Genomic DNA, 17,608 nt, shown 5'->3' on the forward strand with positions numbered 1-17,608 from the left:
AAAAATTAACGCGCTCCAAAACACTTCAAGAATTCAGCGTCTTATCCGAAGGCCAGCTTCAATGAGGCTGCTTGTGTAGTTGCTATTTGGTGAAGAGCTCTCAAACGCACGGAACGTATAACGAGAAAGCAGTGCTGCATCCTTGGAGAAAGCCCACACCAAACCAAAGGATCCAGTTCCCTCCTGCTCAACAATATCTACCCCTTGATACGTCCTGTAAGTGTAGCCAAACTGAACATCACCAACCAGGTCCTGAGTAAACTGATGTGCATACCGAGCATCACCCGCATAAAGAATTGAACCAGAAGCTCCACTGATATTCGTACCGCTAAAGCTGGTTGCTCCACTAACGGTCACAGTATCCCGACGTGTAGGAGACCAAACAAAAGCTCCATCGAAAATCAGCCCCTGCAAAGCATCAAGGCGATTGTCATCCAGATACTCAGCCCGATAACCAACACCAAACTCACCACGAAGCTTAGGTCCACGATCAACACGAAGACCAGATTTTACAAAGTAACCACGCGATGTTCTATCGAAGCAGGATGGATCACCGTTACAATCTTGATCGTATTTTCGGACAAGAAACCCACCCTCTAAGTAAGGTTCAAATGCAGCTCCATTATCAAATGATGTACGCAGAGTGGCATCAAACACAGTATTATCGCGAGGCTGCGAACTGCTCATTTGCCCACCGTAAATCGTACGGTCCACACCAATGCCGCCACGCAGCTGAACCAACGAAACTTGCCTACTGAGTGAGAATCTACTTCCAATTTCCTGCACAGAATTGGTACGCCCGGTCGACGCCTCATTTTCAGCAGAGGACCGCTCCTCTCGCGAAAATGAATAAACACCATCAATATCGGCGGTTGTCAGGTCACTCAAATCAAGACGCACATTCCCACGGCCGGTGACAACAGGCTGGTTATTGTCAGGCTCACGAAAGAAAGCGCGAAGGCTACCCCGAAGCTCCAACCCGAGTCCGTGCCGCTCCCAATTTGAAACCACACCAACTGCCGCATCAACTTCATAAAACCCATCCGGCGTACCGCCATTTGCCTGCTCAGCATTGTCGGTCCAGCCAAGGCCAGCATCAAACGACGGCGTCAGGCGTAACGACCCAAGCTGAATGCCAACAGGTCGGTCCTGAACAGTCTCTCCATCAAAAACACCCTCATCAGAATTCCCACCTCCACCAACGGGTCGTGAAAGACGAGAAGCAGCTGCAACTCTCTCCGAAAACTTGGCCGCCCTACTCCTGCGACCAGTACCAGTGAGTTGCTGGTTAACAGTCTGGACGGGAGGCTGAGCTCCAATGCGTGGTCGTCCTTCTTCAATCAGCTGTTCAAAGGGTGCCGCATCCGTTTCAGAAGGATTTTCAAAGTCCGCACTCGGTTCATTCTCGAAAGCGAGGCTATCCCTAAACTCCAGATCACTGGTTTGCGCGACTGCATAACACCACGGAAATGCGCCCAGCATCAAAACACAGGTCAGAATTGACCTGCTTTGAATGCTCTTCAAAACGTCTGGGCGCAACCACATAAAATATTCCAGCAATCCACCTTCAAATGAAGGAAATTCAACAAGCCTCACACTCGCCGAACATGGTTAACGTTTCCTTGCAAAGAGACGCTCTACCCTTGATTGTTTTCTCAATTCAGATTTGGTAGAGGGGAAACCAAGTCTTGCCCCAGAGTGTTCACAATGCACTCTTATCTAGTGCAGGAATCTTGCTGCAAAAGCGTCATTGTGCTCCTGAGAGCAAAGCCAAGAAGTAGTGCCAAATGCATATGCCATCATTTCTAACGCATGAAGACCGTCCTCTGCGCCCGGCTGATGAGTGGATACACTCCGCTGCAAAGACGATTGAAACAGAGATTGCTGCGCTCAACGCGTTACAGGCAAGTCTTTCCAACGGCTTGGCAGAGCCTTTCACAAAAGCGGTAGAGACAATCGCTCACTCAAAAGGCCGCGTAATCGTCTCTGGTATTGGCAAGAGCGGAATCATTGGTACCAAACTGGCTGCAACGTTAGCGTCCACCGGGACGCCCGCTTTCTTCGTACACGCAAGCGAAGCAAGCCACGGTGACCTTGGTATGATCACTGAAGATGATGTGGTTATTGCCCTCTCCTGGTCTGGCGAAACCCAAGAACTTGCAAGCCTGCTCGGCTTTACACGCCGTTTTAAGGTGCCTTTGATCGCTATCACCCGCAACGCAGCTAGTGCACTTGGTCAAGCCTCAGATATCTGTCTGACATTGCCTAAAGTTCCAGAGGCCTGCCCTCATGGATTGGCTCCCACATCAAGCACTTTAATTCAACTCGCCCTGGGAGATGCACTTGCAATTGCGCTCTTGGAAGCAAAAGGTTTTACAGCTCAAGACTTTAAAGTTTACCATCCTGGCGGCAAACTAGGTGCGAGCCTGATGCATGTGAAAGATGTCATGCACACGGGTGATCATTTACCAGTCGCCCAGAACGGTATGCTCATGAAAGAAGCTCTCGTTTTGATGACCCAAAAGGGATTTGGCGTTCTCGGCATTACCAATAATGATGGAGTACTCATTGGCATCATCACGGATGGTGACTTACGTCGTCATATCAGCCCGGACTTTCTGGATAAGAAGGTCGAGGATGTCATGACACACAACCCCAAAACGATCGAAGAGACGCTTCTGGCGCCCTCAGCACTGGAAGTAATGAACTCACTCAAGATCAGCTCACTCTTCATTGTCAGTAATGATAAGCCAGTTGGAATCATACGCACACTTGATCTTCTGAAAATCGGAGCGGCCTGACCCGCACTTGGAACAAGCTCTTTGATGCCCGAGATGTGTTCACCCTCGGGCATTTTGATTCTCATAGCCATCCATTTGGTTCACATCTTCCAACAGCACAACCTGATTTTTGCCATTTATTAGGATTTGGTTAGCCTTAATACCCCAAATTAACACTAGTTAAATTGCCTCATCAAAGGCGCACATTCGGGTAAGCTAAATGGATCTAGCCACGATAATCGGCGTTATCGCTGCTTGCGTAACTGTGCTGATAGCTATCTTTCTGGGTGGAAGCTTCAGTCAGTTCGTTGACCTTCCTTCCATCTTGATCGTGGTTGGTGGCGGTCTCGCAGCCACACTCGTGAGATTCCCTCTAAATGGGTTGCTCAGTGCTTTTGGTATGGGAGCAAAACTCGCTTTCACCCATAAGAAGATCGAGCCTCGCGAGCTTGTCGAGAATATCGCTCATCTTGCAGAAACGGCTCGTAAGGAAGGCCCACTCGGTCTGGAGAATGTCGAGATTGAGGAACCGACCCTCGCCAAAGGTATGCAATATGTGGCTGATGGTTACGACTACAATCTCATTCGCGACTCCATGGAGAAAGAGCGAGACCTCTACCTGACCCGCTTGAATGAAGGCGCTCGCGTATACCGCGCGCTTGGCGACTCAGCTCCTGCCTTTGGCATGATCGGGACACTTGTCGGTCTGGTACAGATGCTAGCGACTATGGATGATCCATCCACAATCGGCCCCTCCATGGCAATTGCGCTTCTGACAACGCTGTACGGCTCACTCATCGCAAACGTTGTGTGCATCCCGGTTGCCGATAAACTGGACTCCAAATTTGAGCAGGAAGAGCTAAATCAAACCCTCGTCATCGACGGCGTTTTGCAGATTCGTGAAAGCAAAAGCCCATCGCTGATCCGCGAAATGTTGCTCGCTTACATCCCAGAAAAAGGCCGCAGCGATATGATCGAAGCGGCAGCTTAGTCCTTCGGCAAGGGAGAAACACAATGGCAGGCAGAAAAAAAACAGCTCCCGCAGGCGCACCCGCATGGATGCTTACGTTTGCTGACTTGATGTCTCTTCTTGTGTGCTTCTTTGTTTTGATTATCTCGTTTTCCGTACAGGACAAGCAGAAACTTCAAGTCGTTGCAGGTTCTATCAAAGACGCATTCGGCATCAAACAGGTGACCAAACGCGCAGGCGTTCTTGAAATCGAAGGCGTGCCACTACGCGACTTTATGAAAGACATCACCTACGAGAAGCAGATTACAGACGCTGATTTTGCGACTGAAAGCCATCCGGAAAAACGGAAACAAGGCCCGGAAGCAAACACTCACACCACCAAAAAGGCAGACATCGAGAAGCCGAGACAGTTTGCAACTGCAGTTGTTTCGCTCCGGCAGGCTTTTCAGGAAATGCCTGAGATCACAGAGATCTCCAACAACATCATTCTTGAAGAAACCGATGAAGGCCTTAACATCCTGATCGTGGATCAGGAAGGCCGTTCAATGTATCCGGAAGGGTCAAAATACCCTTATGAGATAACAAGGCAGCTACTCGCTAAAATGGCGCCTGTTCTGGCAAAAATGCCAAACCGTGTCCGCATTACCGGACACACGACGACAGGACAGCTCATCACAGCTCCAAGTGAAACTGGCTGGGAACTCTCAGCAGATCGCGCAAACACAGCACGACAGATTCTTTCCGAGTATGGTCTGCCCTCGAACAATATTCATTCTGTAGTGGGAAAAGCTGATTCTGAACCTCTCTTCCCGAATGACCCATATCTTGCAGCAAACCGCCGCATTTCAATTCTGCTGATGGCAGAAGAACCGCCGCTGCCACCAGATTTCAATCCATATCAATAGGCCTAGGCCTCTTCGCCTTCTGAAGCTGCTTCCACAATGAGAGTTGTGCCTTCTTGGCCGACGACTTTCACATGGGCACCTGCTGGTAAATCCGGGCCATTTACACGCCAAATAGAGTCACCAATCTCAAGCGTGCCTTTGCCATGAGCGAGTGCCTGCTTCAACACAAACACACGTCCTTGATATCGGCTCCCTCTTTTATTGAGATGCGGATCACCTTCTTTGTCATCGTCTTTAACAGTCAAACGACGACCAATAAGGAGGAAGCTGACAGACAAGACACCCCACAGCACAAGCTGCCAGCGCCAGTCCATATCAAAATATGCAACCAGAGCGCCAACAACGAGAGCCGCTGCCCCAAACCAGATCAGGAATGAGCCAGGAACAGCTAACTCAAGCCCAATAAGAACAAGCCCGGAGGCAAACCAAACCCAAGGTTCGATACTGTTTTGGAACAGCTCAATCAGCATATCGATCAGCCCTCTGAATTACCGGTATTTGGAATACGGCTGGAACGACGGTGTTCGTTGTCCCTCAGTACTTCTTTGCTTATTTCAGCAATACCGGCAAGGCTTCCAATCATCCCAGTTGCTTCCATAGGCAGAATGAGAGTTTTCTGGTTTGGAGACTTTGCAAGTTCACCGAACGCTTCAACATATTTGTTAGCCACAAAGTAATTGATCGCACCCATGTCACCTTTGGCAATCGCCTCAGAAACCATCATGGTAGCCTTAGCTTCAGCTTGTGCCAGACGCTCACGTGCTTCAGCATCGCGCATAGCAGCTTGCTGGCGGCCTTCCGCTTCCAGAATGAGTGACTGCTTCACACCCTCTGCCTTAGCAATCTCGGCCTGCCGGGCACCCTCAGCTTCCAGGATCGAAGCACGCTTCTCACGCTCAGCTTTCATCTGACGACCCATCGCATTCACCAGATCGCTCGGAGGGTTGATGTCCTTGATCTCAATACGGGTGATCTTCACGCCCCATGGCTCACAAGCCGCGTCAACAACACGCAGCAAACGAGCATTGATTTCATCACGATTGGAGAGCAGTTCGTCCAGATCCATGGAACCCATAACACTACGAATGTTGGTCATGGTCAGATTCAGAATCGCATTCTGCAAGCCTAGAACTTCATAGGCCGCCTGCGAGGCGCTCAACACCTGATAGAAAGTCACACCATCAGCAGTAATCGTTGCATTGTCTTTGGTGATCACTTCCTGCGCTGGAACATCAAGCACCTGCTCCATCATATTCAACTTATGACCAATCTGGTCAATGAACGGGATGATGATGTTCAGACCCGGATGCAGCGTCTTCCGGTATTTTCCAAAGCGTTCAACTGTGTAGTTGTAGCCTTGAGGAACCATCTTCGCGCCAGCAAATACAACAAAAATGATCACAGCCACTAAAATGAGGACAGTAATCGAACTACCTGTCAAAATATCCATATCTATTAATCCTTTGGAGGAATTTGCCTTAACTATCGTAGCTTTGTCCCATTAAAACCAGAGAAAACTGCACGAATAAATGCCAAAGAGCACCGCTTCCTAAAAGAAACGAGTGCTCTTCTTTACATAGTAAATTAAAACTTAACTTCTAGATCCAACCCTGAAGCTCACGGCGAACCACATTCTCCAGCACAGCCATACCTTCAGGAGCATCATTGAGGCATGGAATATGGGTAAACTGCTCCCCTCCATGTTCTTCAAAGATCTCTGCTGCTTCACCAGCGATTTCTTCCAGAGTTTCAAGGCAGTCAGCTACAAAGCCCGGATTCAAAACGGCAATCCGTTTCACACCATCTTTCGCCAGCTTCTCAACTGTCTTGTCCGTGTAAGGCTGTAACCATTCTTCTGGACCAAAGCGAGATTGGAAGGTGATCTGAAGCTTCGTCTCATCCCACCCAAGCTTCTCACGCAACAAGCGAGTCGTTTTCTGACAATGGCAGTGGTACGGATCGCCCTTATCAAAGTAGCTCTGCGGAATGCCGTGGAAAGACGCGAGAACCATCTCTGGTTCTTCATCCAGCTCACTGAGCTTGTTCTTGATCGAAGCAGCAAGCGAGTCAATGTAAGTATCGTCATCATGATAAGGCGGCACAATACGAATGGTCGGCTGCCAGCGCATCTTCAAAAGTGAACGAAAGACTTCATCGTTTACGGTCGCCGTCGTCGAAGCTGAGTATTGCGGATACAACGGGAAGACGAGAATACGGTCGCAACCCTTTTCCCTCAGCGCATCAAGACGGCTCGCAATGGATGGATTGCCATAACGCATAGCCCAATCGACAACAACATTGTCACCCAGCCCCGAAAGCATCTCAGAAAGCTTGTCAGACTGACTCCGTGTAATGGTGCGCAACGGACTTTCATCCAGCTCGTTGTTCCAGATCTCTTTGTAGGCCTCACCAGACTTTTGCGGGCGCTTGCTCAAGACAATTCCATGCAAAATGGGCAACCAGAGAAAACGCGACCACTCAATGACGCGGCGATCTGAGAGAAACTCTGCCAGATAACGACGCATGGACCAGTAATCTGTCCCGTCTGGTGTCCCAAGATTTACAAGAAGCACACCCACTTTCCCAAAGGAGACCGGAGGGTGGTTTTCTTGCTTTGTTGCGTTACCGCTTGTGCTCTGGTTCATGAGACCCCTATGCGCATCAGATCCAATCCAATTGCTAAATAGAGTTTCCCAATGCTCGCGCCAAGGTCAAACCCTATGATTTTCTGATTATTACCGTGAAACTACCCAAAATAGAAAAATGCCAGCCCACATACGCAGACTGGCATTCTCAAAATCGATCAAATCAAAAGCTGCTATGCAGTCACTTCACGTTCGTCAGAAATCACTTTGCCATCATTTGGCAAGGTATTGGGGGCAACCAGCTCCACGTCACCATTGAGGCCAGTGTGCTCTTTCAGAGATTTTTTCAAAGCCGCAATGAATTCATCACTTGCAGCTTCAGTCTCGACCTTCAGGATCATATGGTCCTGCTCACCCTGGCGCACGACTGAGAGACGCGCACGCCCGGCCTCATCACCAGCGTTTTTACGCAGGCGCTCAATCTGTGCCGGGTCAACAAACATGCCCTTCACTTTGGTACGTTGGTCTGCCCGCCCCATCCACCCTTTCAGGCGCATATTCGTACGACCGCACGGCGAAATGCCCGGTAGCACTGCAGACAAATCTCCCGTTGCAAAACGAATAAGCGGATAGGTTGGCGAGAATGTCGTCACGACCAACTCTCCCACTTCACCCGGAGCAACAGGTTCTCCCGTTCCAGGACGAACGATTTCAATAATGAAATCTTCGTTGGCGATCAGACCTTCCATGGCTTCACTTTCATAAGCCACGATACCTAGATCAGCCGTCGCATAGGCTTGCAGAACTTTCACGCCGCGACTTGCGTATTCCTCACGCAAGCTCGGATAAAGCGCCCCACCGGAAACAAGACTATATTTGATGGAACTTACATCAGCCCCCAACTCGGCAGCACGGTCCAGAATAACCTTCAGATAGTCCGGAGTACCGGCATAAGCCGTCGGGCGCAGGCTCGAGATCGCAGAAACCTGCATGTCCGTATTACCAATACCTGCTGGGAAGACCACACAGCCATATGCACGTGCACCCTGATCCAGAATGAACCCACCCGGTGTCATGTGATAGGACAGCGCATTGTGAACGATATCACCCGGACGAATTCCAGTCGCATGGAACGCACGCGCTGATTTCCATGGATCAGCTTCGGATCCCTGCGGTTCCCAGATTGGTCCCGGAGACATAAAGATGCGTTTGTATGTAGAAAAGTCACCAGAAGCGAACCCACCAAGTGGGGGCTCTTCAGCCTGAGCAGCAAGAAGGTCCGACTTTCGGAGAACAGGGAGCTTAGCCAAAGCTTCACGGCTCGTGACTTCAGCTGGGTCAACATCTGCCAGATGCTTTGCCCAACCAGACGCCTCGTTCTTTGCCATGGCAATCTGCCCCGGCAGCCGAGCCATCAAATCAGCTTCTCGTTCCTCTGGGGACCGGATCTCCAACTCATCAAAATATTGGTTTCCCATAGAAGCCCTCCCATGGCCTCAAACATCTTCCCAGCAGGAGACGAAAGCCTCCCGCAAATTTATTGGACAGGTACTCTAGTTAAACCCGACAGGATCAACGCGGCCCTGACAATCAGATTGCACCGGCTTCGCGGCCAACAGTAACTCACTCATCGGGGTATTTGGCTCAACCCTGCCCTTCAGATTGATAAAGAGCTCGGTAATTAAACCACCTTTGCAACGCACCTGAACGCGGTTCCCGGCACCAGCGCCAAAGGTTTCATCAAAAGCCGCACGAACCTGCGCTGTCGTGAGCACCTCACCGATGTTGGCGGCAAACAGATCACGGACAGCTGAACCGTTCAATTGCTCCATAAGATCAAGAGATTCTGCGTAATACTCTTCTGCATTGTCACTGTAACAAGTGCCGTGCTTCACCCATTCATAACGGTCCAGATGGGATTGAGCGCCCGGCATCACCTTGTCCAGCTCTTCACGAGTTGCATCATCCAACTCAACTGGAGGCAACTGCCCCCGTGTAGAACGCTCTTCTGCCAGACGCTTTTCTTCCCGCGTTACTCCACACCAGAAGTTGCCACGCGGTTGAGGCCACAAACCATGCAATGCAAAGTGGCTCGCATCAAACCGTCCTTCCACCTGAGAAGAACACTCTGGTATCTCTTGATGTGTTTGACAAAAAGCAGGTTGCCAGCTCGCAGCAAGCAGGAACTCAGCGTCTGCCGAAGGCCCTTTGACAGCAGGGCGAACCACATTTGATCCGGCAGAACCTCCAGAACCATTGCCAGTATTCAGCCCGCTACCATCAGCTTCAACCAGATGCAGACCACAGGAAACATCCACCCAACGCTCAGCTGGATTTACGCCATTCATGCGAATGAAGTAATGAGATGCCTGCGATTTGTTCTTCCCAAGCAGTTCATAGGCACGCATCCGTTCCACATGAACGTTTCCAGGATTTGTCTGCTTACGAATAGATTGAAATGCTGGACAGGCTTCCTCTGCAAGAAAGAAACCGTCCAATTTCACTTGAGAAGCAGCAGGCAAAACAGAGGCCACGCTCAAAAGCGCAGCCCCGACAATCACTTTAGAAAGAAAATGCATGTGGTCCTCCAAAATACCTTTTGCAGCAATAAGCAGCATGCAGATTATTCAAAACCAGATACATTGACTTCCTGTGACAGTTCACCCCCACTATTTTAGGGGCAAGTTCTCAATTAGTGTAGATTACGCCAACCACCGTTTGCGGCGTTTGTAGTGTTTGCCATCACGGAAGGATTTACGCCCCTCTCCGCCAACACCTAGATAGAACTCTTTCACGTCTTCGTTTTCGCGCAAAGAATCAGCATCACCATCCAGCACGATACGGCCAGCTTCCATGATGTACCCATAGGTCGCGTACTTAAGCGCAACGTTGGTATTCTGCTCAGCAAGAAGGAAGGACACACCTTCATTCTTGTTCAGCTTCTTCACGATCTCAAAGATTTCTTCCTGCAACTGTGGAGCAAGGCCCATGCTTGGCTCATCCAGCAAAATCATGTCTGGGCGGCTCATCAAGGCACGACCCACTGCACACATCTGCTGCTCACCACCAGAAGTATAACCCGCTTGAGAACCCCGGCGCTCACGCAAACGCGGGAAGTAGTCATACACCATTTCCAGATCGCGCTTGATCTCAGCATTGCCATCTTTGCGGGTATAGGCACCAGTCATCAGATTATCTTCAATGGAAAGGTGGCCAAAACAACGACGGCCTTCCATGACCTGAATGCATCCGCGCTGAACCAGCTCATTCGGAGAAAGCGCCTGAACTTGCTTTCCTTGGAAAATGATATTGCCCTTCGTCACTTCTCCACGCTCCGCTTGCAGCAGGTTGGAGATTGCTTTCAGGGTCGTTGTCTTACCGGCACCGTTCGCACCCAGCAGAGCAACAATACCACCCTTAGGCACGGTCAAAGAAACACCTTTGAGAACCAGAACCACGTGGTCGTAAATGACTTCGATGTTGTTGATAGACAAAATGTCTTCGGCAACCTGCAGGTTAGCGGCTGGTGCCTTGGATTTTGATGTCTGTTCTGCAATTGCGTTCATGAGATCAGCCTTAACCTGCGAACATTCCGATTGTTTGAATTCGATAAATTGGCCGGGCACCACCGCGCCCGACCAAAACAACAAGGCTTAGTTACAAGCGAGGTCGCCACGACCAGGCCAAGGAGCATTGTTTTTCGCGTAGTCAGCAGCTTTTTCCAGCTCAAGCGGCTTGATCAGTTCACGGTTTGGAGTCAGCAGGTCACTTGCCTGTACAAACTCTTCGCCGTTCCACTCAAGCATCCATGCACCAGAGTGACCTGTATGGTTGTCACAAGCCATCTTCAGTGGAGGTGTCATGCCCTTCATACCCAGCTCTTCAAGGCGAGCTGCAGTGATGTCCAGATTTTCAAGGCCCCAGCGCAGCTGTTCAGCATTGATGTTCTTCTCACCAAAATGATCTTGAGCAGTTTTCGCTGCTTCAGCCAGGATCATGGAGATGATAACACCACGCTGATAGAAGACAGTATCCATGTCAGCTTCAGATTTGATCTCTGAGTTGCCTTTGGAAACTATATGCTTACGGATGTCTTCAAGAACTGGATAGTTACCTGGAACGTTAAAGCTGACCGACTTGTAGCCCTTCGCTTTTACACCAACGTTCTGCAAGTCAGCATCAGAGCCAGACCACCAGATGCCAATGAAGTTTTCCATTGGGTAACGGGTCTTAACCGCTTCGGTGATCGCACCGGCGTTCATCGCACCCCAACCCCACATAACAACGTTGTCTGGACGCTCACGACGAATCTGCAACCACTGTGCAGACTGGTTCTGCATCTCTTTCAGACCAACAGGGATCGGAACCAGCTTGAAGTCATGCATTTCTGCAAGCTTTTCCAGAAGCGGAATTGGCTCTTTACCGAATGGGTGATCAAGATGCAGAAGAACGATCTTCTTACCCTTCAGCGAAGACATGTCACCACCAGCAATGTAGTCGAGGATCATGTACGCGCCATCCCAGTAAGACACTGGTGGGTTAAACGCCCAAGCAAACGTATCACCGTCTGACATTGGCGAGAAACCGTAACCAGGTGCCAGAATTGGAATACGGTCCACGTTGGTACGAGGCATAACCTGCAAAGTAATACCGGTTGACCATGGCTGTGTTACGAGAGCTTCTCCCTTAGTCTTCTCGTAGCACTCAACGCCTTTATTGGTGTTGTAACCAGTTTCACACTCGATGTAATCGATTGGCACACCACCGATACCGCCATCACGCTCGTTCAGCATGAGCATGTAGTCACGCTGGCCATTCATGATTGGCGTACCAGTACCCGCAAATGGGCCAGTACGGTATGTCAGGTTTGGAAAGTTAAGACCGTCTGCTGCCATTGCAGCTGTGCTCATAGCAACTGCAATGGCACCTGCTGCAACAGCCTTACCTAAATTCGTAAAGTGTTTCATATTTTCCTCCGCGTTTGCGGCTCCCGCCGCGGACCATTTCCTCTATTCCCCAGCTGCTCCCGCAGTTCTTTATTAGTGAGGGAATGGCCAAATGATGAGCTTTTCACGAATAAGCGCCCAGAACCGCGCAAGACCGTGAGGCTCGACAATCAAGAACATGATAATGAGAGAACCAACCACCATAACGTTGACATGTTCCATGGTGGCAGAACCGATACTCAGGCCAAGCATTTCTGGCAGAAGGTTCAGCACAACTGGCAGAGCCACAATCAGGATCGCTCCAAGGAAGTTCCCCATCACACTGCCAAGGCCACCAATGATCGCGATAAAGACGATCTGGAAACTCATTGGAATATCAAAGAGATTTGGCTCAGCAGCACCTTTCCAGAAAAACACCATCAGCGCACCAGCAATACCCACGATATAGGAGCTGACAGCAAAGGCAGAAAGCTTTGCACGCATCAAGTTGATGCCCACCAGCTCCGCAGCAATATCCATGTCGCGAACAGCCTTCCATGTACGACCATACCGGCCACGTGTCAGGTTGATCATCGCAAAGGTCACAACGGAAACAATGCCAAGAACAAAGTAGTACTGAACCATAGGCGACGCATTCGGGCCTGTTACAACAAGACCGAAAATATCCATGGTGCGTACTTCAATCGCGCCGGATGCATTGTAGTTGTAAAGCCACGCCCACTTCTCAAAGAGCCACACCAGGAAAAACTGCGAAGCAAGCGTCGCAATCGCAAGGTAGAAACCTTTAATGCGCAGCGACGGCAAACCAAACGCGACCCCAACCGCAGCAGAGAAGAAGCCAGAAAGGAACAACGCAACAATGATGTTCATTTCTGGGAAGATCGTAGTGATCTTATAGCAAGCATAAGCACCAACGCCCATGAAGCCCGCAGTACCCAGCGAAAGCTGCCCGGCATAACCGGTCAGAATATTCAGACCAAGCGATGCCAGAGAATAAATCAGCACTGGCACAAGCAGAGCCTTGTAGGTGAACTCCGATGCGAACATCGGAAAGACCACATACATAGCGGCAAGGATCACAACCAGCAGGACCATATCCTGCTTGATTGGGAAGAGCGCCTGATCACTTTCATAGGTCGTTTTGAACTGACCAGAAGTTCTGTAAAACACGTCAGGCCTCCCTTACACGCGCTCGATGATTTTCTCACCGAACAGCCCTTGCGGACGGAACAGTAAAACAATCAAAGCAAAGATAAAGGCGAACCAGGTTTCGGTGTTGCCACCAAACAGAGGCTGACCCCAGTAAATTTCGAAGACTTTTTCCAGAAGACCGATAGCAATACCGCCGATAATCGCGCCGGATACAGATTCCAGACCACCAAGCATCAGCACTGGCAAGGCCTTGTACGCAATCACTTCCAGAGCAAACGATACACCAGCCCGAGCACCCCAGACGACGCCGGTAGCAAGAGCAATCACACCAGCAATAAACCAGACCAGAACCCAGATAGTGCTGAGGGAGATACCAACAGACAACGCTGCAGTATGATCATCACCCAGCGCACGGATCGCGCGACCCATCGCAGATTTGTTCAGGAACACCAGCAGGCTGATAACCAGCACGATCGCCATAACAACCGCGAACACGTCTTTCTCTTCCAAAAGCAGGAAGCCGCCGAACGGTTCAAATTCAATAGCACCGGTTGGAATACCAAGCGCTTCGGTGATCATCACCTTGTTCTCACCACCGAACACGAACTCACCAAAACCGATGAGGAACATGGTGATACCGATGGTTGCCATGAACAGAATGATGTCTGGCTGCCCGACAAGCGGACGAAGCACAACACGCTCAACGCTCATTGCCAACGCATACATGATGCCAAGAGTAAGCGGCATCGCGATTGCAGCAGCAACAAACTCGTTGCCAACAAAAGGAACCAGGAAGGTATGCAGGCCAACCAAAGACAGCGCAGCAAACACAACCATAATGCCTTGCGCAAAGTTAAAGATGCGCGAGGATTTAAAGATGAGAACGAAACCAAGTGCAATCAGCGCATAAAGAACACCGGAGACGAGACCTTCCCACAACACCTGTAGAAAGAAGTCCGGCATTCCGTACATCTGAACAAATGGATCAATTAGTACGTTATAAAGTGTTTCCATGGGGGTGCTCCCTAGTGTGACACGCCCAGATAGGCATCAATAACTTCTGGGTTGCTCTGCACTTCTTCTGGCACGCCATCAGCGATCTTGCGGCCATAGTCCAAAACAACGACACGGTCGGAAAGGTCCATCACAACACCCATGTCATGCTCAATCAGAGCAATCGTAGTGCCGAGCTGATCATTCACATCCAGAATGAATCGGCTCATGTCCTCTTTCTCTTCCAGGTTCATCCCTGCCATCGGCTCATCGAGCAGCAGCAGTTCTGGCTCCATCGCCAACGCACGAGCAAGCTCAACACGCTTCTGCAAGCCGTAAGGAAGCGTTCCCACTGGCGTGCGACGAATATGCTGGATTTCGAGAAAGTCGATGATTTCCTCGACCTTCTTACGGTGCTCAATCTCTTCCCTCTGAGCAGGTCCCCAATAGAGCATCTGCCAGAATAAGTTCTGCTTCATCCGCGTTGCACGTCCAGCCATGATGTTATCCAGCGTGGACATACCCTTAAACAAAGCAACATTCTGGAAAGTTCGAGCGATACCCTGACTAACCGCAAGGTGCGGTTTCATGGACCTGCGCTTCTCACCGTTGAAGGTGATCACACCTTCCTGAGGCTGATAGAAACCATTGATTACGTTGAGCATGGACGTCTTGCCAGCACCATTGGGACCAATGATCGCGCGAATTTCACCCTTCTTGATGTTGAAGGAGATATTCGTGATTGCCTTAACGCCGCCAAAGGAGAGAGAAACGTTCTCAAGATCCAGCAGAACCTCGCGCTCCTCGGCCCTTTTTTTGACCTCTTCGAGCGTTGGATCCATTACAGTCATTCTGCCGCCTCCCCAATCGCGGACATTGCTTTAGTGCTATGGGTGTCCATGTCCCGGATCTCGACGGTGGCTTCAATCGTGCCTTGACGGCCATCTTCAAAGGTCACCTCGGTCACCACATGCTTGGAGATCTCACCTGCATAAAATGCTTCAATCAGAGGCGCATAACGGTCAGCAACGAAGTTACGACGGACTTTCTGAGTACGTGTCAGCTCGCCATCATCCGGATCCAGCTCTTTATGCAGAACAAGGAAACGTTTGATCTGGGCACCAGCCATCATTGGTTCTTCAAAAAGATCCTTGTTCACCTGATCCACATGGCTTTGGATTGTTTTGTAAACGTCAGGATGTGCGGCCAGTTCCTGATAGGAAGCATATGCAATGTTGTTCCGCTCAGCCCAGTTACCAACCGCAACAAGGTCAATATTCACAAAGGCACAAACGTAGTCGCGCTCGTTTCCGAAGGTCACAGCTTCTTTGATGTTCGGGAAGAACTTCAGCTTGTTCTCAATGTACTTCGGCGCAAACATGGAGCCATCAGTCAGCTTGCCTACGTCCTTCGCACGGTCGATGATCTTCAGGTGCCCATTCTCAAGGAACATGCCAGCATCACCAGTGTGAACCCAGCCATCCTCAGTCTTGGTGGTCTTCGTTGCCTCATCGTTCTTGTAGTATCCAAGGAACGCACCCGGCGAGCGATACATAACCTCACCACTCTCCGCGATCTTCACTTCAACATCTGGCATAGGAACGCCAACCGTATCAGCATAAATCTGGCCATCAGGCTGAGAGGTAATGAACACGGAAGATTCCGTCTGCCCGTAAAGCTGCTTCAGGTTCAGGCCGATTGAACGGTAGAACTTGAAGATCTCAGGACCAATCGCTTCACCCGCGGTGTAAGCCACACGAACACGGGAAAAACCCATCTCGTTCTTCAGCGGCCCATACACACAGAACTCACCAACAGCATACTTCATGCGCTCAAAAAGAGAGACTTTCTCTCCATTCAAAATGCGCTCACCAACTTGGTTCGCATAATTGAGGAAGTAGTCAAACAGCTTCTTCTTCATCTTGCCCGCATCTTCCATGCGAACTGTGATGTGCGTCAGCATACCCTCAAACACCCGCGGCGGTGCAAACATGTAAGTTGGGGCAATTTCCTTGCGGTCAATCGAAACTGTTTCCGGACCTTCAGGACAGTTCACGCAGTACCCGGCTGTAAGACACTGTGCGTAGGAGAACACATGGTCACCAACCCATGCCATCGGCAGGTATGCGACTGTGTCTGCATTCTCATCCAGGTTATCAAACTTGTTCGCATTCTGAACAGCAACAACCAGGTTATTGAAGGTCAGCATCACCCCTTTCGGACGACCAGTCGTACCGGAGGTGTAAAGGATCACAGCAACGTCTTCACTCTTGCCAGCACTGACGGCATCAAACCAGTCATCAGCAAGCTTCTCATCATTGTCGAGCAGAGTCTGCCCGGCTTCCTGAACGCTCAGGTAACGATGAAGGCTTGTGTGGTCGTAATCACGAAGGCCTTTAGGGTCTTCGTAAATGATGTGCTCGAGCAACGGTAGCTTCTCGGACATCTCAAGCAGCTTATCAACCTGCTCCTGATCTTCAACAACCGCAAAGCGCACTTCTGCGTGGCCAAGCACGTAGCCGATCTCTTCTGCCACTGAGTCAGAATAGACTGGGATCGGAATACCACCCAACGCCTGCACGGCGGCAAAAACCCAATAAAGATGCGGACGGTTTGCACCAATCACCGCAACCTTGTCGCCTTCTTTGCACCCAAGGCTCTTGAGCCCAAGAGAAAGCTTGCGCACTTCTCCAAGGACCTCACGCCAGGTCCAGCTCTGCCAGATCCCGAGGTCCTTTTCGCGATACGCGGGACGATCCCCCCATTCCCGCGCATTCCGAATAAGCAACTGCGGAAATGTGTCCATACCCGCTGACGGAGGCACCTGCATCTTTGAATCACCTCTCACCAAAGGTCATCTTGTGCCTTTGGTCTGCCTGTTTACTCTGAGGAAATACGAAAGACTAATAGCCCCGCCTCGCAAGTCCTCCACCTGCGAGTTCCTCCCTGGACTTATTCTTAGCAAGATACGAAAGCTTTTTTAATGGGTTTTATTCATTGCGCGTTGCAACCTTGAGCACTTGTGCAATGCAAAACTGTGATATTTCAACGAGTTACATTCAAAAAACTCTATACTAAGGTATACATGCATTATATTTGTCACGCATAAGCGAAATACTATAGGTAAATCAATGCCCAATACTTTTGAATAGGTTTCAATTCCTTTTTGTAGATCATTGGACTAAGTCAAAAAAGAATCACTACTTTGGGCTATGGGCACTGCAACAAAAAAGGGGCGCGAATACTCGCGCCCCTTACATATACTAAGCAATTAATA

Annotated in this window: 15 protein-coding genes; 3 read left to right on the forward strand and 12 right to left on the reverse strand. The window is 50.1% G+C overall.

Going from position 1 to position 17,608, the window contains the following annotated elements:
- Positions 1-33 precede the first annotated feature (33 nt).
- Complete coding sequence (locus PsAD5_RS03230) at positions 34-1,545, reverse strand: outer membrane beta-barrel protein (protein WP_208988465.1); 1,512 nt, start codon at positions 1,543-1,545, stop codon at positions 34-36.
- A 242-nt stretch (positions 1,546-1,787) separates the two neighbouring features.
- Between PsAD5_RS03230 and PsAD5_RS03235 the strand changes: the two genes are divergently transcribed.
- From PsAD5_RS03235 to PsAD5_RS03245, 3 genes are all read left to right on the forward strand, one after another.
- Complete coding sequence (locus PsAD5_RS03235; protein WP_063291073.1) at positions 1,788-2,801, forward strand: KpsF/GutQ family sugar-phosphate isomerase; 1,014 nt, start codon at positions 1,788-1,790, stop codon at positions 2,799-2,801.
- Between the two features lie 199 nt (positions 2,802-3,000).
- On the forward strand, positions 3,001-3,771 hold the full coding sequence (locus PsAD5_RS03240; protein WP_008551696.1) for a motility protein A: 771 nt from the start codon (positions 3,001-3,003) through the stop codon (positions 3,769-3,771).
- A 23-nt stretch (positions 3,772-3,794) separates the two neighbouring features.
- Complete coding sequence (locus PsAD5_RS03245; protein WP_063291074.1) at positions 3,795-4,655, forward strand: OmpA/MotB family protein; 861 nt, start codon at positions 3,795-3,797, stop codon at positions 4,653-4,655.
- Between the two features lie 2 nt (positions 4,656-4,657).
- Here PsAD5_RS03245 and PsAD5_RS03250 read toward each other — a convergent pair whose 3' ends face one another.
- From PsAD5_RS03250 to PsAD5_RS03300, 11 genes are all read right to left on the reverse strand, one after another.
- Positions 4,658-5,125, reverse strand: coding sequence for an NfeD family protein (locus PsAD5_RS03250; RefSeq protein WP_063291075.1), 468 nt, complete (start codon positions 5,123-5,125; stop codon positions 4,658-4,660).
- Positions 5,126-5,130: 5 nt separating this feature from the next.
- Complete coding sequence (locus tag PsAD5_RS03255) at positions 5,131-6,105, reverse strand: SPFH domain-containing protein (protein WP_063291076.1); 975 nt, start codon at positions 6,103-6,105, stop codon at positions 5,131-5,133.
- 148 nt (positions 6,106-6,253) lie between these two features.
- Positions 6,254-7,300 (reverse strand): ferrochelatase, encoded by a 1,047-nt coding sequence (hemH, locus tag PsAD5_RS03260; protein WP_063291077.1) that lies wholly within the window; start codon positions 7,298-7,300, stop codon positions 6,254-6,256.
- Between the two features lie 173 nt (positions 7,301-7,473).
- A complete protein-coding gene (locus PsAD5_RS03265) occupies positions 7,474-8,718 on the reverse strand; it encodes a phenylacetate--CoA ligase family protein (protein WP_063291078.1) in 1,245 nt (414 codons plus the stop codon).
- A 75-nt stretch (positions 8,719-8,793) separates the two neighbouring features.
- On the reverse strand, positions 8,794-9,819 hold the full coding sequence (locus PsAD5_RS03270) for a ribonuclease T2 family protein (protein WP_208982050.1): 1,026 nt from the start codon (positions 9,817-9,819) through the stop codon (positions 8,794-8,796).
- Between the two features lie 123 nt (positions 9,820-9,942).
- A complete protein-coding gene (locus PsAD5_RS03275; protein ID WP_057461836.1) occupies positions 9,943-10,806 on the reverse strand; it encodes an ABC transporter ATP-binding protein in 864 nt (287 codons plus the stop codon).
- 87 nt (positions 10,807-10,893) lie between these two features.
- On the reverse strand, positions 10,894-12,207 hold the full coding sequence (locus tag PsAD5_RS03280; protein WP_063291080.1) for an ABC transporter substrate-binding protein: 1,314 nt from the start codon (positions 12,205-12,207) through the stop codon (positions 10,894-10,896).
- A 72-nt stretch (positions 12,208-12,279) separates the two neighbouring features.
- Positions 12,280-13,356, reverse strand: coding sequence for a branched-chain amino acid ABC transporter permease (locus PsAD5_RS03285; protein ID WP_063291081.1), 1,077 nt, complete (start codon positions 13,354-13,356; stop codon positions 12,280-12,282).
- Positions 13,357-13,368: 12 nt separating this feature from the next.
- Positions 13,369-14,352 (reverse strand): branched-chain amino acid ABC transporter permease, encoded by a 984-nt coding sequence (locus PsAD5_RS03290; protein ID WP_057461839.1) that lies wholly within the window; start codon positions 14,350-14,352, stop codon positions 13,369-13,371.
- Between the two features lie 11 nt (positions 14,353-14,363).
- Positions 14,364-15,173 carry an ABC transporter ATP-binding protein gene (locus tag PsAD5_RS03295; RefSeq protein WP_057461916.1) on the reverse strand — a complete coding sequence of 270 codons (810 nt, stop codon included), beginning with the start codon at positions 15,171-15,173 and terminating at the stop codon, positions 14,364-14,366.
- A 5-nt stretch (positions 15,174-15,178) separates the two neighbouring features.
- A complete protein-coding gene (locus PsAD5_RS03300) occupies positions 15,179-17,161 on the reverse strand; it encodes an AMP-binding protein (protein ID WP_063291082.1) in 1,983 nt (660 codons plus the stop codon).
- Positions 17,162-17,608 lie beyond the last annotated feature (447 nt).

Origin of the sequence: Pseudovibrio sp. Ad5 (assembly GCF_001623095.1) — a bacterium.
Taxonomy (GTDB): domain Bacteria; phylum Pseudomonadota; class Alphaproteobacteria; order Rhizobiales; family Stappiaceae; genus Pseudovibrio.

Coding starts and splice junctions, on each gene's coding strand:
- PsAD5_RS03275 (WP_057461836.1), bottom strand. CDS start 10,806: ATGAACGCAATTGCAGAACAGACATCAAAATCCAAGGCACCAGCCGCT.
- PsAD5_RS03280 (WP_063291080.1), bottom strand. CDS start 12,207: ATGAAACACTTTACGAATTTAGGTAAGGCTGTTGCAGCAGGTGCCATT.
- PsAD5_RS03240 (WP_008551696.1), top strand. CDS start 3,001: ATGGATCTAGCCACGATAATCGGCGTTATCGCTGCTTGCGTAACTGTG.
- PsAD5_RS03265 (WP_063291078.1), bottom strand. CDS start 8,718: ATGGGAAACCAATATTTTGATGAGTTGGAGATCCGGTCCCCAGAGGAA.
- PsAD5_RS03250 (WP_063291075.1), bottom strand. CDS start 5,125: ATGCTGATTGAGCTGTTCCAAAACAGTATCGAACCTTGGGTTTGGTTT.
- PsAD5_RS03235 (WP_063291073.1), top strand. CDS start 1,788: ATGCATATGCCATCATTTCTAACGCATGAAGACCGTCCTCTGCGCCCG.
- hemH (WP_063291077.1), bottom strand. CDS start 7,300: ATGAACCAGAGCACAAGCGGTAACGCAACAAAGCAAGAAAACCACCCT.
- PsAD5_RS03290 (WP_057461839.1), bottom strand. CDS start 14,352: ATGGAAACACTTTATAACGTACTAATTGATCCATTTGTTCAGATGTAC.
- PsAD5_RS03230 (WP_208988465.1), bottom strand. CDS start 1,545: ATGTGGTTGCGCCCAGACGTTTTGAAGAGCATTCAAAGCAGGTCAATT.
- PsAD5_RS03300 (WP_063291082.1), bottom strand. CDS start 17,161: ATGCAGGTGCCTCCGTCAGCGGGTATGGACACATTTCCGCAGTTGCTT.
- PsAD5_RS03270 (WP_208982050.1), bottom strand. CDS start 9,819: ATGCATTTTCTTTCTAAAGTGATTGTCGGGGCTGCGCTTTTGAGCGTG.
- PsAD5_RS03255 (WP_063291076.1), bottom strand. CDS start 6,105: ATGGATATTTTGACAGGTAGTTCGATTACTGTCCTCATTTTAGTGGCT.
- PsAD5_RS03295 (WP_057461916.1), bottom strand. CDS start 15,173: ATGGATCCAACGCTCGAAGAGGTCAAAAAAAGGGCCGAGGAGCGCGAG.
- PsAD5_RS03245 (WP_063291074.1), top strand. CDS start 3,795: ATGGCAGGCAGAAAAAAAACAGCTCCCGCAGGCGCACCCGCATGGATG.